This window comes from Brachybacterium vulturis, from assembly GCF_043641765.1.
Classification (GTDB): Bacteria; Actinomycetota; Actinomycetes; order Actinomycetales; family Dermabacteraceae; genus Brachybacterium; species Brachybacterium vulturis_A.
In genome coordinates, this window is record NZ_JBHZRO010000001.1 from 258,980 (window position 1) to 282,711 (window position 23,732).

Genomic DNA, 23,732 nt, shown 5'->3' on the forward strand with positions numbered 1-23,732 from the left:
GTCGACGGGAAGGGGCAGTCGGCCACCGCGGATCCGAGGATCAGGTCACCTGGCGACGCCCTCGTCCTCGAGCTCGCCGCCACTGCGACCCTGGAGGTCGAGGCCATCGGCCCGCAGCTCCCAGAACTCCGCGTTCTCGATGCCGAGCTTGCGCGGATCGAACTGCGGATCCAGGCCGGCCTTCTTCTGCTGGCGGTAGTCCTTCAGCGCCTTCAGGGCAGGTACCTGCAGCACCAGGATGCCGATCACGTTCAGCCAGGCCATCGAGCCCACGCCGATGTCACCGAGGCCCCAGGCGGCGCCCGCGGAGGTCACTGCGCCGTAGGCCACGGAGACCAGCACCAGTGCCTGGAGGAGGCGCTGCAGCGCCCGCGCCAGCAGACGGTTCTTCATCTTGCGGGTGAGGTAGGTCAGGTTGACCTCTGCCATGTAGTAGTACGCCACGATCGTGGTGAACACGAAGAACGCGAGCGTGATGGCGATGAACGTCGGGCCCCATCCGGGGAAGACCCCATCCAGGCCGCCCTGGACGTAGCCGGGTCCGGGCTCGACCTGCAGGCTGAGGTCGCCGACGCCGCGACCGACGGTGTCGGCCTCGGTGGCGGCTCCCGTGCCCGGGTAGTCCTCGTTCGTGAAGGTGTTGAACATGCCGGTGGAGATGATGATGAACGCGGTGGCGCTGCACACCAGCAGGGTGTCGACGTAGACGGAGAACGACTGGGCGAAGCCCTGCTTGGCCGGGTGGGAGACCTCCGCGGCCGCGGCCGCGTGCGGTCCGGTGCCCTGACCGGCCTCATTGGAGTAGATGCCGCGCTGGACGCCCCACTTGACGGCCAGGCCGATGATCGCGCCGAAGATCGGCTGGACGCCGAAGGCGCTGCCGAAGATCAGCCCGAACACCCGCGGGATCTCCTCGAAGTTCATGAAGAAGACGATGATCGCGACGATGATGTACGCGATCGCCATCACCGGGACCGCGACCATGGCGAAGTGCGCGATGCGCTTGACGCCGCCGATGACGATGAAGCCCAGCAGGATCACCAGGCCGATGGCCGTGACCCAGGTGGGGATGCCCCAGGCGTTGTCGATGGCGGAGGCCATGCCGTTGGCCTGCACGCCGGGCAGGAAGAAGCTCATCGCGACGATGGTGACGATCGAGAAGAGGATCGCGTAGAACAGCGACAGGCGGGGGGCCTTGTGCTTGTAGGCCCTCTCGAAGTAGAACGCCGGGCCGCCGCGGTACTCGCCGGTGTCCGGGTCCTTCTCCTTGTAGATCTGTCCCAGGGTGCACTCGATGAAGGAGGTGGAGGCGCCGAGGAAGCCGGAGACCCACATCCAGAACACGGCGCCGGGGCCACCGAACGCGATCGCGGTGGCGACGCCGCCGATGTTGCCCATGCCGACACGGCCGGCCAGCGACATCATCAGCGACTGGAAGGAGGAGGTGCCGTCCGGGGAGACCTCGCCCTTCTTCAGCTGGTCGATCATGTCGGGGAGGTTGCGGAGCTGGAGCAGTCCGGTGCGGATGGTGAAGTACAGGCCGACGATGAGCAGGCCGCCGATGAGGGGGATGGACCAGATCAGGTTGTTCGCACCGTCGATGATTTCGGCGAGCATGGATGCTCCTGGGGGTAGGGGAAGCGATGACACCGTGGATGCCGCGCGCGGGGGTGAGCGGCGTCACCTTCGGGTGCTGGGGGGAACTTACCGGACCACCCGGGCTCTGCGGCTCCTTTCGGGCACCCGTTGCCTTCTCGTGACCTTCGTCGCGGTGTGCCGATTGCGTCGCCCCAGTTCAGGCCGGTAGGGCCGGAGCGTACGCGGTGGGTGCTGGTGTGTCGTGAGCAGTGTCGCGTCCGCGAGTTCGAGGACAGGGCGGAGGAGCCGGTACACTCGTTCGCGACCCCTCGTGCGGTGTCATCTTGCTGAACTCCCCCAGGGCCTGACGGCAGCAAGGGCAGGTGAGCTCTGGCAGGTGCACGAGGGGTCGCTCCATGCCCGATCCGGGGCTGGACTGCGGCGCGTGCGGCCCCTGGTCAGCGACGCGTCGGATGCGTAATGTGGGGAGACCACGCAGCTCCGGCCCCAGGGGGACCCATGAGGATCCGCTCGACGACCCGTCTCCCCCATGCGCCGGCGACGGTCCTGGGCTGGCACGACCGGCCCGGCGCCCTGGTGCGTCTCACCCCGCCGGGCCTCGCCTCCGCGGATGCCCCCGCCGAAGGCGGCATGCAGGCCGGTCGCCTGGTCACCGCGCATCTCGGACCACCGATGCTGCCCACCGCCCTGCGGCCGCAGTGGACCCTGCGCCATCTCGAGCACGACCCGCAGGGCCGTTTCGTGGACCAGCAGGTCCGGGGCCCCTTCCGCACCTGGCGCCACGAGCACAGCATCGAGGCCGACGGCCCGGGCACCGCGATCCACGACAGCATCGAGCTGGAGCTGCCGCGCGGACTGGAGCGACTGTCGCCGCTGGTCGAGTCGCAGGTGCGCCGCCTGCTCGGTTTCCGGGAGCGGCAGCTGCGGGACGACCTCGCCTTCCATGCCCGCTGGGTGCACCTTCCGCGCCGCACCATCGCCATCACGGGCTCCTCAGGCCTGATCGGCACCCAGCTCGCGGCGCTGCTGGAGACCGGCGGGCACACGGTGCGGCGGATGGTCCGTGAGGACCAGGTGGGTGCGGGTGAGATCTCCTGGGACCCGAAGGCCGGTCAGCTGGATCCTGCGGACCTCGAGGGCGTGGACGTCGTCGTGAACCTGGCCGGTCGCTCGATCGCGACCCGCTGGAGCCCCACGACCCGTCGGGAGATCCGCGACTCGCGGGTCAACGGCACCGCGTTGATCTCCCGCACCCTCGCCGGCATGCACGACGGCCCCTCGGCTCTCGTCCAGGCCTCCGCCATCGGCGTCTACGGCCCGCGCCGCCCGGGTGAGCTGCTCACCGAGGCGGACGGCGGCGGGAAGGGCTTCCTCGCCGACCTGGTCCGTGACTGGGAGGGCTCGACCCGCGCCGCCGCCGAGGCCGGGGTGCGGGTCGCCCAGGTGCGCACCGGGATGGCGCTGACGGACGGCGGCGGGCCGCTGCTGCCGCAGCTGCCGCTGTTCCTGGCCGGGGTGGGTGGCCGGCTCACCGATGCCGAGGCCATGACCTCATGGATCTCGCTCGACGACATCGTGCGCAGCTTCGCCCATGCCGCCCTCGCCGCCGAGCTGCACGGGCCGATCAACGGGGTCGGCCCGCAGCCGGTCAGCGCCCGCGAGTTCGCCCGCACCCTCGGGAAGGTGCTGCGTCGGCCCTCCCTGCTGCCGGTGCCGCCGCTCGGCCCACGGATGGTGCTGGGAGGCGCCGCTGCGGACGAGCTGATCCGCACCGATCAGGACGTCTCCGATGCACGGCTGCGGGCCAGCGGCTTCGCACCGGCCCACCGCACCCTCGAGGACGCACTGCGCCACGTGCTGCGACGGTAGGTCGGGGCCGCGTCCCTGAGGCCTCCAGAGCGGTGCCGTGCGACGCGGAGCCGTCCGCGGTGGGGCGTCCGTCTCAGAGGTGCTCGGTGGGCAGCTCGGTGAGCGTCCGCGCCTCCGCCCGGGCCTCCTCGTCGCTGAGCCCGTGCGCGTGCGGAGCGGCGGTGGCCGACTCCCGGCAGGCGAGCGCGTTCACCACGGCGGCCAGCATCACGAGCGTGGCCGCGCCGACCGGCAGCCACATCGCGACCTGGGAACCGGCGTTCTCGGCGACCGCGCCGGTCAGGGCCGAGGCGGCGGACTGGCCGACGATCGTGGCCGAGCCCAGCATCGTCATCACGGTCGCCGAGCGACCCTGCGGGGAGCGCTCCGCGGCCAGGCTGAACAGGGTCACGATCGTCGGCCCGATGCCGATGCCGGCGATCGCCATCGCCCAGATCAGTCCGGCGAGCCCGCCGGCCAGCCCGAAGCCGATCATGGCCGCGAGCATCAGGGAGGAGAACACCAGCCAGCGCGCGAACAGCCGGAACCGCGCCGGGAACAGGGTGATGCTCAGGGCCAGGATCGTGGAGCCGATGCCCATCACGCCGTAGACCAGCCCGGCGGAGTCCCCGCGACCGGAGTCGGCGAGGAAGGCCGTCAGCGAGGTCAGCACGGTGCCGAAGAAGAGGCCGACGCCGAGCGCGCCCGCGACGACCACCAGCACTCGGAGGGTGAGCAGCTCCCGTGCCGGGGCCTGGATGGCGGGCTCCTCGGTGGTCGGGGCGGCGGACTGCGCGGTGGGGTGCAGGGCGAAGGCGGTGACGAACACCAGCGTCAGCACCGCGGCGCCGATCATGGGGGCGGCCGGGTTCAGCGTGGTCGCCAGTAGGCCCACCACCAGGGGCCCGAACACGAAGGCGGTCTCGTCGGCCGCGGATTCGTAGCCCATGGTGCCGTTGAGGCTGTGCGCGCGGCGGGCAGGAGGCAGCTTCGTGAGGATCAGCTGCACCAGGCGGCTGCGGGAGAACGGACCGATCTGCGGGGAGGAGGCGCCGATCAGGAAGCCGACGGCGAGCACCGCGAGATCGGGCAGCGCGCTGAAGGCGACCGCCGCCAGTGCCAGCAGCGCCAGGGAGTGCACGATCCCGGCGACGAGGATGACCCGGCGCTGGCCGATCCGGTCGGCGGCGGCGCCGAGCAGGGGGCCGATGAGGGCGGAGCCGAGGCCGACGACCGCCGCGTTCAGCCCGCCCAGCGCGATCGACTCCCGGGCCGAGACGACCAGGGTGAGGGTGCCGACCACCATCATCGCGAAGGGGAAGCGGGCGATGAAGGCGATGGGGAAGTAGGCAGGGCCGGCGGCGCGGAACAGGGTGCTGCCCTGCTGCGGTGCGGGGGGTGTCTGCGAAGTGGTCATCGTTGCTCCGGACGGTGGGTGCCGCCTTGGACGATCCACACTGTGGACCCGAGGTAGATGCACTGCGGGTGGCCCGTGGAGCCGGGCCGGTCTGACGCTCCCACTGTACGAGGTGCCGTCTCGGGCGGCCAGGGCCGGGGGCCCGGTGGTGCGCGGATTCACCACTCCGCCGCCTCGCCCTCGCCGACCATCCGCCGATGGAGAAATGTCCCGGCACGACCCATCCCGACGGGCGGATGGGTCGTGCCGGGACATTTCAGCCTCCGGTGCGCGCGGGTCAGGCGGTGGCGGGCTGCCTGTCGCGCTCGCCGTCGGCGGGGTCGGATTCATCCTGAGCGGCGTTCGCGGGATCCGCAGCCTCCGTGGTGGCCACGTCCTGGCCGTCGGCCGCCCGGGCTTCCTCGACCTGGATCGCCTGGAAGGAGGTCCGCCGGGCCGCCTCGTACGCGGATCGGTCCAGGATCTGCTCGCGCTTGGCGACGATCACGGGCACCAGCGCCTGGCCGGTGACGTTCAGGGCGGTGCGGCCCATGTCCAGGATCGGGTCGACGGCCAGCAGCAGGCCGACGCCCTCCAGGGGCAGACCCAGCGTGGACAGCGTCAGGGTGAGCATCACGGTCGCGCCGGTCATGCCGGCGGTCGCGGCGGAGCCCAGCACCGAGACCAGCACGATCAGCAGGTAGTCGGTGATGCCCAGCGGCACCCCGTAGAAGTTCGCCACGAAGATCGCGGCCAGAGCCGGATAGATCGAGGCGCAGCCGTCCATCTTGGTGGTCGCGCCCAGCGGGACCGCGAAGGAGGCGTAGTGGCTGGGCACCCCCATGCGCTCGGTGACGGACTTGGTCATCGGCATCGTGCCCAGCGAGGAGCGGGAGACGAAGCCGAGCGAGGTCGCGGGCCACACGCCGCGGAAGAAGGAGCCGATGGAGAGGCCGTTGAGCTTCAGCAGCACCGGGTAGACCACCAGCAGCACGATCGCCATGCCGATGTAGACGTCGGCCACGAACACGCCGAGCGAGCCGATCGCGTCCCAGCCGTAGCTGGCCACGGCGTTGCCGAGCAGACCGACGGTGCCGATCGGGGCGAGCCGGATGACCCACCACAGCAGCTTCTGCACGATCTCCAGAGCGGAGCCGGTGAACCTCAGGAACGGCTCGGCCTTCTCGCCCACGGAGAGCACCGCGATGCCCACGGCGATCGAGATGACGAGGATCTGCAGGGCGTTGAAGCCGAGGGAGACGGAGCCGTCATCGCCTGCGGAGCCGCTGATGCCCAGGAAGTTCGAGGGCACCAGGCCGTTCAGGAAGTCCAGCCAGCCACCCTGGGTGTCCGAGGCCTGCGCGGCGTCGGCCGTGACCCCGGAGCGTGCCCCCGGAGAGGTCAGGGCGCCGAGGGCGATGCCGATCGAGACGGCGATCAGGGCGGTGATCGCGAACCAGAGCAGGGTCTTCCCGGCCAGGCGCGCAGCATTGGTGACGTTGCGGAGATTGGCGATCGAGGTGACGATCGCGAGGAAGATCAGCGGCGGGACCAGTGCCTTCAGCAGCGTCACGAAGATCGAGCCGATGGTCTGCAAGGTGGTGGTCAGCCAGTTCGCGCCGTCACCGCCGTCCTCGCCGGCGCCCGGGACCGGACCCATCTGGGCGGCGACGAGGCCGAGGATCACGCCGAGGATCAGGCCGATCAGGACCTGCCAGCCGAAGGGGATGCCGACGATGGCGCGCAGCGGGTGGCGCCGGGCCGGGGTGGCCGTGGGGGAGGGGGTGGAGATGCTCACGGGAGAGGACGCTACGCCGCTGGACGCCCTCTTTCAACATCAGAGCTTAGGGGTCACATTAATTTGCCTTGGGGGTTCGTCGAGTGTTCATCGACGGGCTTGGGGTCCGACGATCGACGGGGTCGAGCACGACCCGACGGCCGAGGAGGCGGCACGGGTGGCTCAGGAGGGCACCGAACAGGGCTCGGAGGCGGACCCCCGGGGTGCTGGCAGCTCCCAGGCCGACGCCGACGACCTGCGGTTCACGCTCCAGGGCGGCGTCAGGACTCTGCGCTGCACCGTGCGTCGCCCCCGCGAGGACGGGGACCACGGGAACTCCGAGGTGATCACCCGCTGTGCCGCGGGGCGCGGCGGGCGGGTGACGACCGGCGCTCCGCGCTCGCGAAGGATCCTCCACAGGGTCGATGCCTCCACAGCGGTGGGGAGGGTCGGCGCCCTCGACTAGCCTGTCGGGGTGGCCACTGCTCTGTACCGTCGTTACCGCCCGGAGTCCTTCGCCGAAGTGATCGGCCAGGACCACGTCACCACGCCCCTGCGGCGGGCGCTGCGCGCGGGACGGATCGGTCATGCCTACCTGTTCTCCGGCCCGCGCGGCTGCGGCAAGACGACCTCGGCGCGCATCCTCGCGCGCTGTCTGAACTGCGCCCAGGGGCCGACGGACGTCCCCTGCGGCGAGTGCGACTCCTGCCGTGACCTCGCCACCGGCGGCGCGGGCAGTCTCGACGTGGTGGAGATCGATGCCGCCAGCCACGGCGGTGTGGACGATGCCCGCGAGCTGCGGGAGCGGGCGTCCTTCGCGCCGGTGCGCGACCGCTTCAAGGTGTTCATCATCGACGAGGCCCATATGGTCACCTCCGCCGGGTTCAACGCCCTGCTGAAGCTGGTCGAGGAGCCGCCCGAGCACGTGAAGTTCGTCTTCGCGACCACCGAGCCGGACAAGGTCATCGGCACCATCCGCTCGCGCACCCACCACTACCCTTTTCGGCTGATCCCGCCGCAGGTGCTGGGTCCCTACCTCGAGGAGGTCTGCGCGGCCGAGGGCGTGCAGGTCGGTGAGGGCGTGATGCCGCTGGTGGTGCGCGCCGGCGGCGGCTCCGCCCGGGACTCGATGTCCGTGCTGGACCAGCTGATGGCCGGCGCCGGGGACGAGGGCCTGGACTTCCCGACCGCGATCGCCCTGCTGGGCTTCACCGACACCGCCCTGCTGGACACCGCGATCACTGCGGTCGCCGAGCGAGATGCGGCCGCGCTGTACGGGTCGGTCGAGCACGTGCTGGCCACCGGTCACGAGCCGCGGCGCTTCGTCGAGGACCTGCTCGAGCGGATGCGTGATCTGATCGTGCTCGCCGCAGTGCCGGACCGTGGCGCCGACCTGCTGCCGCAGGTCCCGGCCGACGAGCTCGAGAGCATGCGCGGCCAGGCGGCGCTGTTCGCCCCGGCGGATCTCTCCCAGTGCGGTGACCTGGTCCACGAGACCCTGTCGACGATGAGCGGCGCCACCTCGCCCCGGCTGCATCTCGAGCTGCTCGCGGCGCGCCTGGTGCTGCGCGATGAGCGGGCCGCGCTGGCCGCGGCCGGTGCCCCCGCGCCGGCCGTCGACCACCGGGGCGGTGCCCCCACCGGCGGTGGTCAGCCCGGTGCGGCGCCGCCCCAGGGTGTTCCCTCCGGGGCGTCGGAGGCCCGTGAGCAGGCGCGACGCATCGCGCAGGAGAAGGTCGAGGCCGCGCGGCAGGCCCGCGGCGGCCGCGGTGGCGCGGAGGCGCCCGCTCCCGCCGCCGCCCAGCCTCCTGCGCCCGAGCAGCAGAGCGCAGCGCCCGCAGCGCAGGAGACTGCGCCGGCGTCGAGCGACCCGGCGGCACCGGCGGAGCCCGCCGCGGCCCCGCCGGAGCAGGCGCCGTGGGGAGACGCCGCACAGCAGGCAGCTCCGCAGCGACAGGCCGCATCGGCAGCTGCCGCCCAGGGCTCGGCCGCACCGGCCCCATCGCAGCAAGCACCAGCGCAGCAGGCCCCGACGCAGAACGCCGCAGCGTCACAGCCCCCGGCTTCGGCGCAACCCGCGTCGAGCGGAGGGATCGATGCGGATCAGGTGCGGGGCCACTGGTCCGCGATCCTCGACGAGCTGCAGCAGATCCGGCGGCCCAGCTGGGCGCTGATCTCCCAGAACGGCCACGTCCACGGCGCGCACAACAACACGCTGGTGATCGGATTCCGCACCGAGGGCCTGGTGGGGGCCTTCCACCGCGGCACCGCCGCACAGAACCTGGCCGATGCGGTGCGTCGCATCATGCACCTCGAGGTCACCATCGAGGCCGTGGTCGGGGACGACCCCGGGCCCGGCCCCGGCAATGCCCCCGGGCCCGGGCCCGGCAATGCCTCTGGCCCCGGTGCTGCTGGCCAGGGCGGAGGCGCTGGCGGGCCCGGTGCCGCGGGGCCGGCAGCGCCCGGAGCCGGCAGCACGGCAGGTGGTGGCGGCCCTGCGAGCAATGGCCCGGCGCCGTCCGGCGGAGCACGCGGAGCTGGTCACCCCGTCGGCAGCAGCACGGCCGACGCCTCTGCCCCTGGCCAGGAGCAGAGCGGACAGGGCGCCGAGGACCCTGCGACGGATCCGCAGTCCGTGGGAGGCCCCGGCCGGCCGGAGCAGGCGGCGCCCGTCCGCTGGGGCGATGCCGTCCCCGCGATGACCCCGCGCGAGCCCGCGCCCGCCACCGGTCCCGAGCAGCCTCCGGCGGAGTCCGCAGGGCAGCGGGCATCCGAGCGGGCGATGCGGGCTGCGGAGCGAGCCTCCAGGACCGGCCGTCCCGGTCCCTCGGCCGAGCGGATCGAGGACTTCCCGCCGGAGCCCGACGATCCCTTCCCGCCGGACCCCGAGGACGACTATCAGCCCCGGACCCCGCCGCCGACCGGTGCTGCATCCGGCCCAGCGGCCGCACCGGCGAGCGGTGCACGCTGGTCCGACGCCCTGGCCGGGGCCGGGGCGGCCGCAGTCGGCCGGACCCCGCCCGGGGAGCCTGCCGAGGTGGAGGACGAGGGCCGTGACAGCCTGCCGCCCGAGGAGTCCCGCACCTACGGACAGAGCGCACTGCGCCGCGCGATCGCCGAAGGCCGCGTCGTCCGCTCCCGGCCCGCACCGACCCGCGGCGCGGGTGCTGACTCATCCGTCGCCGATGACGCCGAGGCCGGGAGCCCCGGTGCGCCGACGGGAGGTGTCCCTGACCATGACGGACAGGAGGTCGACGCCGGGCGTCCGGCACTGCAGACCGCGACGCCCACGGGGCCACGCTCCGCAGACGGAGCGGCATCGGCGGACGCCGCACCGGCGATGCCCCGGGCGGGATCCTCCGCGACCGCACGCGCCGCCGCGTCATGGGGGACCGCCGCGACCGTCCCTGCCTCCACAGCCCCTGCCTCCACAGCCCCTGCCTCGACCGTCCCCGCCTCGCAGTCACCGCCCGCGAGCCCTGCAGGAGGATCTCCCGTGGCGGCCGCGTCATGGTCAGCGGCTTCTCCGTCCACTGCTGGACCGTCGACTGCTGCGCCGACCACCGTGGCGCCGCCCGCCCCCCGCAGCGGTGCCGCGCTGGTGCGCGAGGCGGCACAGGCCTCCCGCGATGCCGGCCAGCGCGCCGGTGGGCCGCGCGGCGGAGCGCCCGTGGAACCGGCCGCGGAGCCCGACCCCACCGGAGGGGCGACGCGCGACGACGAGGACGCGGTGGTCGCCACCCGCAACGGCCGCGAGGTCGTCGAGAAGCTGCTCGGCGGCAAGGTCCTCGAGATCATCGACGAGAACCGCAGCTACTAGGCCGGCTGCTTCTTGATACCCCGCACGGCAGGGACAGGCCGACAGACCAGGAGCGCACGATGGACGTCTCTGCATGTTTCGATCCGTACAGAGACATCGGTTCCCCCGCCCGATATCTGGTGCGGGTATGGGTGCCGGTGGAGCGGCCGCACGAGCGGTGGCGGACCTCCGACTGGTGGCTGACCGAGGCCGACTCGGTCGCGGAGGTCATCGGATGGGCGCGCGAGCGTGCGGGCGCGGACCCGTCGGAGGTGTTCGCCGAGATCCCGGACGGCACGCTGCTGCTCCTGTGGGGTGCGGCGCCGGGGGACGCCTCGCAGACTGTGACCGTGACGCTGTGGGGCGACGAGGATCGCGACGTCCCACCGGCATGACCTGCCGAGGATCCGGCGCTCAGGCCTCGCGCGGCTCGAGCAGGCTGAACAGGTCGGTGCGCAGCGTCGCCGGATTGACCTCCGGCGAGGGTGGGGTCACGTAGAACTCCCAGAACGGGTAGGTCATCTGCTCCTCGGACTCACCGATGTCCTCGGTGAAGGCTCCCCACTTCTCGGCGAGCCCGCCGTACCCGCCGAGGTGCGAGGTCCAGGCCACCCGACCGGCCGGCAGCACGGAGGCCGTCACCTCGAACCCGCTCGGCAGGGTGAGGGGCTCGGTCAGCGGCGCGTCGATCGGGAAGCCCACCTCCAGGTCAGCGGTGGAGACCGGGGCGCGATGATGCAGCGCGAACGCCGGGCCGATCGGGCTGAGCCCGACCCCCTCCAGCGCCCTGGCCAGATGCGAGAAGGTCCCGTCCATCAGGGACGGTAGCTCGTGCATCGGGAAGTCCCGCTGGACGACGACAGCGGTGGGCACCTCGGGCGCCTGGGCCACCTGGCACTCGGCGGCCGGCTCCGCGGCGTCATAGGGAGGCGGCATCGACGACATCGGTCCACGTCCTGTTCAGAGTCGACAGCGGGCCGCGCCGGGCAGCAGCGACCCGCCCTGACGGTACCGCGCCCGCCCCGGCGCTGCCACTCCTCAGCCCGCAGGCGGGACGTGCAGGTCGCGGCCCACGCCGGCGAGGTCGAGGGCCAGTTCGCAGAACATCGAGTTCGACCAGGAGAACCACTCCCGGGTGAACGTCGTCGGCTCATCGACGTGGACGCCCTCGTGCATCATCCCGGTGCCGCCGTCGGTGCGGATCAGCTGGTGCAGGATGCGCAGCTTCTCCTCACGGTCCGTGGTGGTGAGCCCCTCGATGGACTTCGCGATCGGCCAGACATGGTCCTTCGGCGTGTGCGGGGAGCCGACGCCCTCCAGGAACAGGCCCGCGTAGTAGTACGGGTTGTGCCGTGACAGGACGGCGGCGCGGGTGGCGACCTGCACCGGGTCCTCGACGTCGGTGCAGCCGAGGTAGGGCAGCGACAGCAGGCTGGGCACGTTCGCGTCGTCCAGGAAGCGGTGCTCGCCGCGGCCGTCGATCTCGTACGCCCAGATCGGCTGCCCCTCGGGGCCGTCGATCAGCGCATGCTCTTCCAGCGCCGCACGGATCTCGGCGGCGCGCAGACGCGCCTCGGCCGCCTCGTCCGCAGCGGCGGCGACCTGCTCGAGCAGCTCCGCCAGCCGCTCCAGCGCGAGGGCCAGGAAGTGGTTGCCGGGGATGTTGTACCCCAGCTCGCAGGCGTCGTCCGAGGGACGGAAACCCGCCCACACCAGCCCGTTCGCGGCGGTCAGGGAGCCGCGACCCTCACGGGCGAGGGTGTCCTGGGAGGGTACACCCGTGCGGCGGAAGACGTACTGCGAGCGCTCCTCGTGATGCTGCTCGGTGGCGACGGTGGCGAGGATCGCCCGCGCCGCGGGCAGGAAGTGCTCATCCGCCCAGGAGGTGTCCCCGGTCGCGCGCCACAGCCGCCATGCCAGATCCGGCCCGTAGGAGAGCGAGTCGAGCTCGAACTTGCGCTCCCACGCCCAGGGGTTCTCGAACTCCGTCTCGTCCTGGTCCCAGTGCGCGGAGTCGGGGAGACGGTTGAAGGCGTTGGCGTAGGGGTCGATCTCGAGGTACTGCCAGTGGCGGCGCAGCAGCCCGCTGAGCAGCGAGACCAGCACCGCACGGTCCTCGTCGGTGCCCACCCCGCCCGCCACCAGTCGCAGCAGCGGCGTGAGCTGCGCGGCCGAGTCCCGCAGCCACATGGCAGGGATGTCCCCGGTGATCACGAAGGTGGTGCCGTCTTCCTCGACGCTCACCGTGGTCTCGGCGGTGTTGCGCAGGTAGCCGACCACGCGGCCGGCGATCTCGTCGGCGAGGGCGTGGTCGGTGCCGTCGAGCTCGGTGCCGACGAGGTCGGCGAGACCGGTCAGGATGCGGTCGTGGACCGCGTCGAGCAGGGGGGAGGGCAGGGTGGCCACGTCTCTCCTCAGCGAGGTCGGGCGGCCGGGCGTCCCGGGACGGGTCCGGCGTGGTCGGAGCACACTGTATCCGGGTCCGGGCCGCAACCGCCCATTCGGGATCCGCTCACAGTGGAGAGCCCGCAGACCTCGCCGGTCGGCCCGGACAACTACAGTTGAGGCCGTGTACGAAGGCATCGTTCAGGACCTCATCGACGAGCTCGGCAGGCTGCCGGGCATCGGCCCCAAGTCGGCGCAGCGGATCGCATTCCATCTGCTGGACGCCGACGACGCCGCCGTGCGCCGACTCGCGGAGGTGCTCGTCCAGGTCAAGGACACGGTGCGCTTCTGCGAGATCTGCGGGAACGTCTCGGCCGACGAACGCTGCCGCATCTGCACCGACCCCCGTCGCACCGACGAGGTGATCTGCGTGGTCGAGGAGTCCAAGGACATCGTCGCGATCGAGAAGATCCGCGAGTTCAAGGGCCGCTACCACGTGCTCGGCGGCGCCATCGACCCGATCGGCGGCGTCGGCCCCAACGACCTGCGCATCACCCAGCTGATGAGCCGCCTCGGCTCGGGCGAGACCCAGGAGGTGATCCTGGCGCTGGATCCGAACATCGAGGGTGAGGCCACCTCCGCCTACCTCTCGCGCCTGCTGGGCCCGCTCGAGCTCACCGTCACCCGCCTCGCCTCCGGCCTGCCCGTCGGCGGCGACCTCGACTACGCCGATGAGATGACCCTGGGCCGCGCGTTCCTGGGCCGACGCTCCGTCTGAGCGGGACCCCTCGATGACCTCGCCGCCCGCCCGCCCCCTGCCGCCGCTGCGAGAGCTGCCGCCGCCGCCGCAGCTGCCCTGGGAAGCCGCCTCGCTGGTGCCGCCGGGTGAGATCATCGCCGAGTCCAAGGCCGCGATCCGGCGGCGGCTGCTGCGGATGCTGTGGGCGCCCGGCCTGGTGCTGCTGGGCCTGTGGTACCTGCTGCTGGTGCTGTACGTCGCCGGCGCCTCCCCCGCGTTCTGGTTCTTCTCGCTGCTGGCCGTGCTCGGGGATCCGAGCTTCCTGGACGTCGCGATCGTGAGCCTGGGCTTCACCCCCGCCGGTCTGGGCACGGCCTTCCTGCTGGTCCCCGCCGCGCTGACGCTGCTGAGCCTGCTGCCGGCACTGCTGGCCCCCTCGCTCGTCGCCGGTCTCCAGCCTCGGCGCTTCCTCAGCGAACGCGGGTTCCAGCGGGAGGTGGCCACTCGGGTCACGGCGCTGCTGATGCTCCCGCCGATCCTGGTCGTGCTGCTCCTGCCGCTCACCGTGCTGCTGGACCTCACACAGCCCTGGTCCGGTCTGGGGGCCGGTCCGCTGTCCTCCTGGTGCCTGGGGCTCGCCGCACTCCAGCTCGCCTGGGTGCTGGTGCGCCGGCTCGTCCCGGCCGCGAGGCTGCTGGGGATCGCCGAGCCAGGAGCCCTGGCCACCACCGCGCGTCTCGAGCGTGACCTCGGCAAGCGCGCTGCGGCCGCCGCGCAGGTGCGGGCGCAGGACCGGCGCCACCTGCCGCCGACCCCTGCACTGGGTCGCGCCGCCACCCCGCGCGGTGCGCTGCGCGCGCTGGGGCTCATCGCGCGCTCGAGCCTGACCTGGGTGGTGCCGGCCGCGCTCGGCACCGGCTGGCTGATCTTCGGGATCACCGACCTGGTCACCGTGCTGTCCGGGCTGGCCAGCATGGATCTGACGCAGATGACCTCCCCGCTGCACTGGCAGCAGCTGGCGGTCGCGGCCCCGCTCACCGGGCTGGTGCTGCTGGGCCTGGCCCTGTCGCCGGCGCTCTCGGTCCTCCTGGCCGCGACCCAGCGTGACCAGGTCAGGGACCAGCGCACCTACGAGGAGTGGGCGCATCGCGCCCGGGTCAATCCCTGGGAGGCCCGCGTGGTGGGCCTGACCGGCTGGTTCGCGGCGGGCTGGATGCTGCTGGGCGCCGTCCTGGCGGCGCTGGTGCTGCAGCTGCTGCAGGTCGCGACCGCCCTGAGCTGGGTGTGGATCGTGATGATCGTGCTCGTGCTGGCGCCGCTGCAGGGACTGGCCGCCGCCGCCGCGATGCGCGCGGGACTGCGGGACGTGCTCTATGGGCCCGCCGGTGATTTCATGCGGCGCGAGAGCCCGTACGCCCTGGTCGCCCCCGACCTGGGCACCCGCGCCGAGCGTGCCGAGGACCCGGCGGTGCGGGCAGCGCTGCGCAAGCGCCTGCAGGCCGGAGGAGGCGACCACTCGCTCGAGATCTTCGACCTCGACATCGCCGGCGAACGGCTCTGGGTGGACGACAGCGACCCCGGAGCGAGCGACACCGCCGTGCGCGAAGCCGATCTCGCCCGTGGCGCCCTGCCCGACTTCGGCGGCGAGGGCTCGGCCTTCACCGGGGGCGGGCAGGCGCCCGCGGAGATCGAGGCCTCGCAGCACGGCATCCCGGAGTCGCTCGGCGGGCTGCAGGACCGCCGCCGCTGAGAGGCGGGACGGTCCCGGACTCGGCACCGGGTCCGCTGCCTGCGCCGTCGTCCGCGTGCCGACGGGCGCGGCGTCAGGCGATGCGGGTGCCCCTGGACAATCGCCGGACCGGCACCGCGAGCTGCCGGACCGCCACCGCCAGGGACGCTCCGCCGGCGAGCATCCACAGTCCCAGCCCCATCGGCCAGACGGGCCGGTTCGGCGGCTCACCGATCCCCTGGGGATATCCGATCTCGTCCGGATCGCAGTAGATGCTGTGGGCCGGGTGGGTGACGGTGGCAGCGGCGTTCACGCCCGACTTCAGCATGCGCAGCACGTCCAGGGACTCCTCCTCGCGGCCCCAGTCGTTCATGGGCAGAGGGGTGGCGGTCTCGGCCAGCAGCACGACCGGGTTGCCCCACAGCAACGGCAGGCTGAGATCGACCCGCGGCACAGAGGTGGTCACGGTCTCTGATTCGCACCGGCCCTCGCCCAAGGAGTGCGAGTCCGAGTACGAGGAGTAGTAGCTCGTCACCTCCCGCTCCTGCTGGAGGAAGACCGCCGAGCTGCCCCAGGCGACCGGCAGCACCACCGTCACCCCGAACACGATCACATAGGCCAGCACCACCGAGCCGAGCTGGCGCTGGGTCAGGGCGGACAGTCCCAGCCCGATCGCGGTCACGCACAGCGTGAGCACGATGATCACGAGCACGAGGCGGAGGAAGTACAGCGAACCGACCGCCCCCAGCAGGGCTATCGGCACCACCGACGGCAGCGCCAGCACCAGGAAGGCGAGCCCGGTCAGGAACCCTGCCAGCAGCTTGCCCAGCGCGATCTCGAGCGGGCTCAGCAGGCTCGCCTGGAGCGTGGCCAGCGTCCCCGCAGTGCGGTCGCCGTTGATCGACCCGGCCGAGAGCGCCGGCACCACCAGCAGCATCGCGAACAGCACCAGGACCATCTGCAGGCTGAACACCATGGCGGCCGCCGGCTGCAGGCTGTCCCATTGGGCGGAGTACAGCGTCGGTGCCAGCCCCAGCGCCCCGATGCCCAGCATCACCAGGGTCCAGACCGCGAGCGCCACATACCAGCGCGCGGTCCGCACCCGCTGGCGCAGCTCGAGCGAGGTCACCAGCCACAGGCCGCGGGGACGCAGTGCGAGGGTCCCGTTCAGGGCACGGCTGCGGCCGGTGGGGGAGCGGTGGTCGCGGGAGGGCGCGGCGGAGGAGCGGTCGTCGGGCTCGTCGGCCCCGCCCGGGTGACCGGCAGGGGTGGCGGGCCCGGGCTGCCCGCCCGGCGGCGTCGTGGGCGTGCTCATCACGCTGCTCCTTCCCGGTGGGCGGCGTCCGAGGCGAGATAGGCGGCCTCGAGCCGTCCGCTGGCCGGACCGAAGCCGATCACCTGCGCGTCGGCGGTGGTGAGGTCCGTGAGCAGGCGGGCGGCGGTCGCCTCGTCGGGCAGCTGCACGAGCACCTCGGCGTGACCCGAGGCGGTGCGCTCCGGACCGAGCAGCTCGCCGTGGCGCACCCCGAGACGGCTCAGCGCCTCGACCAGCCGCTGCTGGTGCAGGGACGCGATCCGCCAGGGTCGGGGGCGTGCGGCCAGCTCGCGCACGCTCGAGGCCTCCACCACCCGCCCGGCGTCCATGAACACGACGTGGTCGGCCATCTCCTCGAGCTCGCTGAGGATGTGGCTGGAGATCAGCACGGTGGTCCCGGCGGCCGCGAGCGATCGCACCACCTGCAGCAGGCGGCGCCTGGAGGCGGGGTCGAGTCCGGAGGCGGGCTCGTCGAGGATCAGCACCGAGGGGGCGTGGATCAGTGCGCGGGCCAGGCCCAGCCGCTGCTTCTGGCCGCGGGAGAGCACATGCGCGGGCTGCTGGGCGAGCGAGGCCAGATCCATCAGCTGCAGCAGCTCGTCGATCCGCCGGCGCCGCTGTGCGCCGGGCAGGAAGTAGGCGCGGGCCACCACCTCGAGCACCTCGGCGACTCGCAGCGAGTCCCAGGCCCCGAACTGGTCCGGCATCCAGCCGATGCTCGCCCGCACGCTCGGGGAGTCGACCGCCGGATCCACCCCGCCGATCAGCACCCGCCCCGAGTCCGGGGACAGCAGCGAGGCCAGCATCAGCATCAGCGTCGACTTGCCGCAGCCGTTGGGCCCCACCAGCGCCGTCACCGCCCCGCGCGGTGCGGTGAAGCTCAGGTCCAGCACCGCCTGCACACTGCCGAAAGCGCGCGAGACGTGCTCGGCGACGATGCCGGGCGCGGAGCCCGCGGGGACCGAGGCTGGGTTAGCGGAACCCGCGCGAGCTGGGCCTGGGGGAGCGGAGTTCCCCGGAGCTGCGGCCGGGGCGGGCCCTCCGGACGGGCCGGGCCGGGAAGCGAGCTGCGGTGCGGGGTCATCCTTCCCCGGGGCGCGGTAGGCGTAGTCGTTCCCGGCAGCTCCCTCCTGCGGGCCCCCGCTCTCCTGTGGGCCTCGTCCCTCCTGCGGGCCCCCGCTCGGGGAGGTGTGCTGTGTCATGTGCATAGAGTGACATGCCCACACCGGGTGCGGGAGGGACCTGCGCGCACGGTCTGTGCACGAGCTATGGGGAAGTGGTGGAGGTGCGTGGTCGCGTACTGGCGCGGCAGCGATGACTACGGCGATATTTCCGCAGAGGTCGCTGTGACGCCAGTACCTGACGGTGCCCGCCGCCCCGCGACCGCTGGTGCCCGTGCTCGTGCCCGCCGCCCGGCACCTGCCGGCCCCGGTCACGTGCAGCCCCCGGCACCTGCCGGCCCCGGGCCCGTGCAGCCCCCGGTCTCACCCGGCCATGGCGGCGTTGCCCTCCTCCTGCGCCTGCGGGATACCCTCCTCGGCGGTGAGCCGGCCGATGAAGACCTCCTGGAAGATCGGCATCACCGTCATCAGGCCGGCGTTCGCGCGAGCGCCGGTGTCGGCCTCCGCGGCGTTCTTCGCGGCCTCGACGAACACGCTGACGTCCACGCCCTTCTCGTCCCAGAAGGAGATGAACGCGTCCTGCGCCTCCACGTGGCCGGGGAAGGCGACGCCCTTCTCGGCCAGGGGCAGCTGCCCCTCCTTGGAGCCCAGCCAGGTCAGCAGTTCGGTGATGCCGGCCTGTTGGGTCTCGTCGGCCTGCGCGTTGCCCACCGCGACCACGCCGTGGACCAGGGACTTCGCTCCGGCCGGACCGGCCACCGGCGCCGCCAGCGCCCACTCGAAGGAATCTGCCACGCCCTCGGAGATCGGCAGCAGGTTGTACGGGCCGGACTGGAACAGGCCGAGCTTGCCCTGGGTGAACAGGTCGCGGGTGAAGTCGCCGTTCTCGTTGGTGTCGGCGGCGCTCGGGGCGACGTGCGCGACGTTGATGAGGTCGGCCATGTATCCGAAGGCTTCGATGCCCTCGGGGGAGGCGAAGACGTACTCGTCGTCCTCCTGCCACTGGGCGCCGTTGGAGGCCAGCAGCGGGCCGATGATCGCCTGGCGGTCGGCCTGCGAGTTGACACCGAACTGCTCGCGGGAGTCGACGTCGAAGCCGTCCTCGCCCGGATGCTTGCCGGCGCCGTCGACGGTCAGCACGGTCCCGGCCTCGCGCAGCGAGTCGGTCTCCGTGGTGGGGTCGAAGGCGAGGGCCGAGGGGTCCACGCCCGCCTCCTCGACCAGCGCCTTGTTGAAGAACAGGGCGATGGAGTCCCAGATCTGCGGGACCCCCCAGAGGCCGCCGTCGCGGGTGTAGAGATCCACCACGGACTGCTCCCACTGGCCGGCGCCGTCGGGGATCACCTGGTTGATGTCCAGCAGCGCGTCGGAGTCCTTGTACTGGACGAAGTTCGCGGAGTTCATCCAGTACACGTCCGCCGCATCACCGCTGGCCACGTCCAGCGGCAGCCGCGTCCAGTAGTCACCCCACGGCACCACGTCGATGTTCACGTCCCAGCCGCTGGCCTCGGTGAACGCAGCGAACGACTCCTCGTAGGCGGGCACCGCGTTCTGGTCCCAGAGCCGGAAGGTCAGTGTGCCCTTGCCCCCGCCGGAGCCGCCGGCGTCGCTGCCGCCCGCACCATCGTCACCGCCGTCGCTGGAGGGGGAGCAGGCCGCGGCGGTGCCGAGCAGGCCGGCGGCGGCGAAGGACGAGAGGAGAGTACGACGCTTGAGCATGGAGTGCTCCTTCCAGGGGGACGTGTGCTCCCATCATCAACCATCGGCCCCGGCGATGGGGGAACGGAAGGCCCCGGAGGGCACCGGTCAGCGCAGCGTGGTCTCGCCGACGGAGCGGGTGATCTGCTTCTGGAACATGATCATCAGCAGCACCAGCGGCAGCATCGCCAGCGTCGTCCCCGCCATCACCAGCGTCCAGTTGTTGTTGTACTGCGACTGCAGGGCGGAGGTCGCCACCGTGATCACCCGCCACTCGGGGCCCGAGGTGATCACCATCGGCCACATGAAATTGTTCCAGTGGGTGACCACGGTGATCAGCACCAGCGTCACGATGATCGGCCGGTTCAGCGGCACCACCAGGTGCCACAGCAGGCGCAGGGTGCCCGCGCCGTCGATCCGCATCGCGTCCATCAGCTCGCTGGGCACGCCGCGGAAGTTCTCCCGCAGCAGGAAGATCGCGTAGGGGGAGCCGAGCACGAAGGGCAGCACCAGCGCCCAGAAGGTGTTGCGCAGCCCCACCTCGCTCATCATCAGGTACAGCGGCACCACCACGACCACCTGCGGCACCATCAGCGTCGCCACGTACACCCAGAACAGCAGGTCACGACCGGGGAAGCGGAGCTGGGCGAAGGCATAGGCCGCCAGCACCGAGAAGACCATCTGACCGGCCAGGATCACCGCGACCATCTGCACGGTGACGACCACCGGGGTCACGAAGCCGTCCTGGCCGGCGGACGGCGTGAAGAGCCCCAGGAAGTTCTCCAGCACCGCCGGCGCCGGGATCGCCAGCGGCCCCTGCTGCGCGAACTGCTGCGTGGAGGTGAACGCCGTCATTACGGAGAACAGGAAGGGGCCCAGCGTCAGCGCCGCGGCCGCGCCGAGCACCAGATAGGTGGCGAGGTGGGCGAGCAGCCGCCGCAGCAGCAGCGAGCCGGTGAGGCGCCGGGGCCGACGGGATGGGCTGCGCCCGTCGGCCGGGGATCCCGGGGGATGCGCCGTCGGAGCTGAGGCGGCAGTGCGGGGGGCCGGATCGGTGCTCATCGTCTCTCCTCCTCTCAGCTCATGTCGTAGGTGATGCGGCGGGAGAACCAGCGCTGCTGGGCCACCGTGATCGCCACCAGCAGGAGGAACAGGATCACCGCGACCGCGCTCGCGCGACCCAGGCGGCTGGAGACGAAGGCCTCGTTGTAGATCAGCGAGGCGATCACCTCGGTGCGGTGCTGGGGCCCGCCGCCGGTGAGGGCGAAGACCATGTCGAACACCTGGAAGCTGGCCACCACCTGCGTGACCGCGAGGAAGAACGTGGTGGGCCGCAGCAGCGGGACGGTCATGAACCACAGCTGCTCGGCGGGACCGGCGCCGTCGATCCGCGCCGCCTCGTAGATCGAGCCGGGGATGCGGGACAGACCCGCCTGGAAGAACAGCGAGGTGTAGCCGACGTTCTGCCAGATCGCCACGAACGCCACCGCAGGCAGCGCGAGGGCGGGATCGGTGAGCCACTCGATCCGCGCGCCGAGGATCTGGTTCAGCGCGCCGACGGACGGCTGGAAGATCCACTTCCACACCACGCCCAGCGCGAGCGGCGCACACACCCAGGGGACCACCACGATCACCCGCACGACGGCCGAGCCCGGCAGGGCCCGCACCAGCTGCGTGGCCAGGATCAGCCCCAGCGCCAGCGAGACCGGCACCGAGATCAGGGTGAAGATCCCGGTCACCAGCAGCGAATTGGGCAGCGCGCCGTCGGTCAGGAGGCTCCGGTAGTTCTCCAGGCCGATGAAGCTGCGGGTGCCCAGCAGGTCCCAGCGGAACAGGGACACCAGGAAGGCGAGCAGCACCGGCAGGATCAGGAAGGCGCTCACGCCGATCAGGCTGGGGGTGATCAGCAGCCAGCCCAGCAGGGGTCTGCGCGAGTTCATCGGCCCTGGTCCCGGTGCGGTGTGGGCGGAGGAGTCACCAGCTCACGGTATAGCAGGCGGGCGCGGTGGGCGGAGCGGATCGCGTCCCCCTCGCACACGGGGGCTCGATTACGCTCGGCCCATGAGCTCAGCGACGGATCCCGCAGCCCGTGGCGCAGCGGCCACCGACCCCCACGCCAGCATCTACGACCACGGCTTCGTGCGCGTGGCGGCGGTGACCCTGCCGGTCGCGCTCGCCGATCCCGCCACCAACGCCGAGCGCCACCTGGAGATGCTGACCGAGCTCCACGACCAGCAGGTCGGCGTGGCGGTCTTCCCCGAGCTGTCGCTGACCGGATACTCGCTGGATGACCTGGTGATGCAGGAGCCGCTGCTGGACGCGGCCGAGCAGGCGCTGGCCCGCCTGGTCGCGGCCAGCCGCGAGCTGATGCCGCTGATCGTGGTCGGCGCCCCGCTGCGCGCCACCGACCGCAGCCGGGTGTTCAACTGCGCGGTCACCATCCACCGCGGCGAGATCCTCGGCATCCACCCCAAGCAGAACCTCGCCACCTACCGCGAGTTCTACGAGCGCCGCTGGTACGCCCCCGGCGACGACGCGGACGGGGTGGGGGTCAGCGTGCTCGGCGGTGAGCACGTGCTGACCCCGCACTCCCTGATCACGGTGCCGGACCTGCCAGGGCTGACGCTGTTCGTGGAGATCTGCGAGGACATGTGGGTGCCGATCCCCCCGTCGGCCGAGGCCGCGCTCGCCGGCGCGACCGTTATCGCCAACCTCTCGGGCTCGCCGATCACCGTCGGCCGCGCGGAGGATCGCAAGCTGATGGCCCGCTCCGCCTCGGCCCGTTGTCAGGCCGCATACCTCTATGCCGCCGCAGGGGAGGGGGAATCCACCACGGATCTCGCCTGGGACGGCCAGACCTTCGTGTACGAGTGCGGTGACCTGCTGGGCGAGTCCGAGCGCTTCCCGCAGGGGCCGCGCGCCACGATCGTGGACGTGGACCTCGACCGGATCGTCGCCGAGCGTCGCCGCCAGAACACGGCCGACGACAACCGCCGCACCCACGCGGCCTCGCTCGAGAAGTACAGCTCGTGGACCGCCACGCAGCTGTTCGAGCCCGAGCCCTACCTGGTGCTCGACGACGACGTGGTCGATGCCTCCGCGGAGGACGACGCCGAGCAGATGCCATCGCCGACCGAGGCGAGGCGCCCCGCGACCGGACCGCTGCGTCGACCGCTGCACCGCTTCCCCTTCGTGCCCGATGACCCCACCCGCCTCGCGCAGGACAGCTATGAGGCGTTCTCCATCCAGGTCGCGGGGCTGGTGCGGCGGCTCTCCGCGATCGGCGGGGACCGGCCCGGCGGGACCCGGCCCGTGCTCGGCGTCTCCGGCGGTCTGGATTCCACGCATGCGCTGCTGGTCTGCGCGCGGGCGATGGATCAGCTGGGCCGCGACCGTTCCGAGATCCTGGCGTTCACGATGCCGGGCTTCGCCACCACCGAGCACACCCGCTCCCACGCCGAGCTGCTCTCACGGGCGATCGGCGCGAGCTTCGAGACGATCGACATCCGCCCCGCCTCCACCCAGATGCTGAAGGACCTGGGCCACCCCGCCGGCAGCGGCGAGGAGGTCTACGACGTCACCTTCGAGAACGTCCAGGCCGGGATGCGCTACGACTACCTGTTCCGCCTGGCCAACCACCGCGGCGGGATCGTGGTGGGCACCGGCGACCTCTCCGAGCTGGCGCTGGGCTGGTGCACCTACGGGGTGGGCGACCAGATGGCCCACTACGGCGTCAACGCCGGCGTGCCGAAGACCCTGATCCAGCACCTGATCCGCTGGGTGATCGCCGAGCAGCTGTTCGATAGGGAGACCGCGGACCTGCTGCAGGCGGTGCTGGACACCGAGATCTCCCCGGAGCTGATCCCCACGAAGACGGGGGAGAAGGCGCAGTCCACCGAGGACTCGATCGGCCCCTACGCACTGCACGACTTCACCCTCTACCACCAGCTGCGCCGCGGCTACGGCCCCGCCAAGATCGCCTACCTCGCCCACCAGGCCTGGGGCGATGAATCCGCCGGCCAGTGGCCCGCCGGATACGTCGAGGCGGACAAGCGCGGCTACTCCCGCGCCGAGATCAAGCACTGGATGACCGTGTTCACCCGGCGCTTCTTCTCCAACCAGTTCAAGCGCTCCGCCATGCCCAACGCCCCGAAGGTGCTGGCCGGAGGGTCGCTCTCGCCCCGCGGCGACTGGCGGATGCCCTCGGACGTCACCTCGAAGGCCTGGCTCGCCGAGATCGAACGCGAGGTGCCGGGGGAGTAGCGCCGCGGCGTGGGCCCCGCCGGCCACCTGCCACCGGTCACGCCCGCCACCCCCTGCGGCGAC

The 23,732-nt window shown here is 72.1% G+C and carries 17 protein-coding genes and 1 other RNA gene; 8 read left to right on the forward strand and 10 right to left on the reverse strand.

The genetic code is table 11. The features are described 5' to 3' along the window. Positions 1-45: 45 nt before the first annotated feature. Positions 46-1,617, reverse strand: a complete 1,572-nt coding sequence (locus ACHUEU_RS01185; protein WP_394214048.1) for an alanine/glycine:cation symporter family protein — start codon at positions 1,615-1,617, stop codon at positions 46-48. Positions 1,618-1,898: 281 nt separating this feature from the next. Here ACHUEU_RS01185 and ffs point away from each other — a divergent pair. Then, positions 1,899-1,995: signal recognition particle sRNA small type (gene ffs, locus ACHUEU_RS01190), an RNA gene on the forward strand. 102 nt (positions 1,996-2,097) lie between these two features. Then, a complete protein-coding gene (locus tag ACHUEU_RS01195) occupies positions 2,098-3,468 on the forward strand; it encodes a TIGR01777 family oxidoreductase (protein ID WP_394214049.1) in 1,371 nt (456 codons plus the stop codon). Between the two features lie 73 nt (positions 3,469-3,541). Here ACHUEU_RS01195 and ACHUEU_RS01200 read toward each other — a convergent pair whose 3' ends face one another. Together ACHUEU_RS01200 and ACHUEU_RS01205 are read right to left on the reverse strand one after the other, a co-directional pair. Next, positions 3,542-4,864 carry an MFS transporter gene (locus ACHUEU_RS01200; RefSeq protein ID WP_394214050.1) on the reverse strand — a complete coding sequence of 441 codons (1,323 nt, stop codon included), beginning with the start codon at positions 4,862-4,864 and terminating at the stop codon, positions 3,542-3,544. A 277-nt stretch (positions 4,865-5,141) separates the two neighbouring features. Continuing rightward, positions 5,142-6,641, reverse strand: coding sequence for a dicarboxylate/amino acid:cation symporter (locus ACHUEU_RS01205; RefSeq protein WP_394214051.1), 1,500 nt, complete (start codon positions 6,639-6,641; stop codon positions 5,142-5,144). Between the two features lie 157 nt (positions 6,642-6,798). Between ACHUEU_RS01205 and ACHUEU_RS01210 the strand changes: the two genes are divergently transcribed. From ACHUEU_RS01210 to ACHUEU_RS01220, 3 genes are read left to right on the forward strand one after another with little or no spacing between them, the layout of a single operon-like run. Continuing rightward, positions 6,799-7,086, forward strand: a complete 288-nt coding sequence (locus tag ACHUEU_RS01210) for a hypothetical protein (protein ID WP_394214052.1) — start codon at positions 6,799-6,801, stop codon at positions 7,084-7,086. A gap of 9 nt (positions 7,087-7,095) precedes the next feature. Continuing rightward, a complete protein-coding gene (locus tag ACHUEU_RS01215) occupies positions 7,096-10,440 on the forward strand; it encodes a DNA polymerase III subunit gamma and tau (protein ID WP_394214053.1) in 3,345 nt (1,114 codons plus the stop codon). A gap of 59 nt (positions 10,441-10,499) precedes the next feature. Then, complete coding sequence (locus ACHUEU_RS01220; protein ID WP_394214054.1) at positions 10,500-10,814, forward strand: hypothetical protein; 315 nt, start codon at positions 10,500-10,502, stop codon at positions 10,812-10,814. Between the two features lie 19 nt (positions 10,815-10,833). Here the strand turns inward: ACHUEU_RS01220 and ACHUEU_RS01225 are convergent, their stop codons facing one another. Continuing rightward, positions 10,834-11,364 carry a GyrI-like domain-containing protein gene (locus ACHUEU_RS01225; protein ID WP_394214055.1) on the reverse strand — a complete coding sequence of 177 codons (531 nt, stop codon included), beginning with the start codon at positions 11,362-11,364 and terminating at the stop codon, positions 10,834-10,836. 93 nt (positions 11,365-11,457) lie between these two features. Next, the gene (locus tag ACHUEU_RS01230; RefSeq protein WP_394214056.1) at positions 11,458-12,825 is read right to left on the reverse strand and encodes a glycoside hydrolase family 125 protein; all 1,368 of its coding nucleotides are present in this window, start codon (positions 12,823-12,825) and stop codon (positions 11,458-11,460) included. Between the two features lie 163 nt (positions 12,826-12,988). Between ACHUEU_RS01230 and recR the strand changes: the two genes are divergently transcribed. Both recR and ACHUEU_RS01240 read left to right on the forward strand, forming a co-directional pair. Next, on the forward strand, positions 12,989-13,582 hold the full coding sequence (gene recR, locus ACHUEU_RS01235) for a recombination mediator RecR (RefSeq protein WP_096801980.1): 594 nt from the start codon (positions 12,989-12,991) through the stop codon (positions 13,580-13,582). A gap of 13 nt (positions 13,583-13,595) precedes the next feature. Continuing rightward, positions 13,596-15,293 carry a hypothetical protein gene (locus ACHUEU_RS01240; RefSeq protein WP_394214057.1) on the forward strand — a complete coding sequence of 566 codons (1,698 nt, stop codon included), beginning with the start codon at positions 13,596-13,598 and terminating at the stop codon, positions 15,291-15,293. A 73-nt stretch (positions 15,294-15,366) separates the two neighbouring features. Here the strand turns inward: ACHUEU_RS01240 and ACHUEU_RS01245 are convergent, their stop codons facing one another. The 5 genes from ACHUEU_RS01245 to ACHUEU_RS01265 all read right to left on the reverse strand — a co-directional run bounded on the left by ACHUEU_RS01245 (position 15,367) and on the right by ACHUEU_RS01265 (position 21,346). Next, on the reverse strand, positions 15,367-16,587 hold the full coding sequence (locus ACHUEU_RS01245; protein WP_394214058.1) for an ABC transporter permease: 1,221 nt from the start codon (positions 16,585-16,587) through the stop codon (positions 15,367-15,369). Beyond that, on the reverse strand, positions 16,587-17,480 hold the full coding sequence (locus ACHUEU_RS01250; RefSeq protein ID WP_394214059.1) for an ABC transporter ATP-binding protein: 894 nt from the start codon (positions 17,478-17,480) through the stop codon (positions 16,587-16,589). Before ACHUEU_RS01250 ends, ACHUEU_RS01245 begins: the two co-directional genes overlap by 1 nt. Before the next feature lie 591 nt (positions 17,481-18,071). Beyond that, a complete protein-coding gene (locus ACHUEU_RS01255; RefSeq protein ID WP_394214060.1) occupies positions 18,072-19,427 on the reverse strand; it encodes an extracellular solute-binding protein in 1,356 nt (451 codons plus the stop codon). Positions 19,428-19,514: 87 nt separating this feature from the next. Then, entirely contained in the window at positions 19,515-20,468 is a 954-nt protein-coding gene (locus ACHUEU_RS01260) for a carbohydrate ABC transporter permease (protein ID WP_394214061.1), read from the reverse strand. A gap of 14 nt (positions 20,469-20,482) precedes the next feature. Next, complete coding sequence (locus tag ACHUEU_RS01265) at positions 20,483-21,346, reverse strand: carbohydrate ABC transporter permease (RefSeq protein ID WP_394214062.1); 864 nt, start codon at positions 21,344-21,346, stop codon at positions 20,483-20,485. 121 nt (positions 21,347-21,467) lie between these two features. Here ACHUEU_RS01265 and ACHUEU_RS01270 point away from each other — a divergent pair, with 121 nt between their 5' ends. Further along, positions 21,468-23,669, forward strand: coding sequence for an NAD(+) synthase (locus ACHUEU_RS01270; RefSeq protein ID WP_394214063.1), 2,202 nt, complete (start codon positions 21,468-21,470; stop codon positions 23,667-23,669). Positions 23,670-23,732: the final 63 nt, after the last annotated feature.

Bases quoted from the DNA above. Each gene is read 5' to 3' on its own strand.
- ACHUEU_RS01220 (WP_394214054.1), top strand. From the start codon at position 10,500: ATGGACGTCTCTGCATGTTTCGATCCGTACAGAGACATCGGTTCCCCC.
- ACHUEU_RS01200 (WP_394214050.1), bottom strand. From the start codon at position 4,864: ATGACCACTTCGCAGACACCCCCCGCACCGCAGCAGGGCAGCACCCTG.
- ACHUEU_RS01185 (WP_394214048.1), bottom strand. From the start codon at position 1,617: ATGCTCGCCGAAATCATCGACGGTGCGAACAACCTGATCTGGTCCATC.
- ACHUEU_RS01260 (WP_394214061.1), bottom strand. From the start codon at position 20,468: ATGAGCACCGATCCGGCCCCCCGCACTGCCGCCTCAGCTCCGACGGCG.
- ACHUEU_RS01265 (WP_394214062.1), bottom strand. From the start codon at position 21,346: ATGAACTCGCGCAGACCCCTGCTGGGCTGGCTGCTGATCACCCCCAGC.
- ACHUEU_RS01270 (WP_394214063.1), top strand. From the start codon at position 21,468: ATGAGCTCAGCGACGGATCCCGCAGCCCGTGGCGCAGCGGCCACCGAC.
- ACHUEU_RS01225 (WP_394214055.1), bottom strand. From the start codon at position 11,364: ATGTCGTCGATGCCGCCTCCCTATGACGCCGCGGAGCCGGCCGCCGAG.
- ACHUEU_RS01245 (WP_394214058.1), bottom strand. From the start codon at position 16,587: ATGAGCACGCCCACGACGCCGCCGGGCGGGCAGCCCGGGCCCGCCACC.
- ACHUEU_RS01240 (WP_394214057.1), top strand. From the start codon at position 13,596: ATGACCTCGCCGCCCGCCCGCCCCCTGCCGCCGCTGCGAGAGCTGCCG.
- ACHUEU_RS01195 (WP_394214049.1), top strand. From the start codon at position 2,098: ATGAGGATCCGCTCGACGACCCGTCTCCCCCATGCGCCGGCGACGGTC.
- ACHUEU_RS01255 (WP_394214060.1), bottom strand. From the start codon at position 19,427: ATGCTCAAGCGTCGTACTCTCCTCTCGTCCTTCGCCGCCGCCGGCCTG.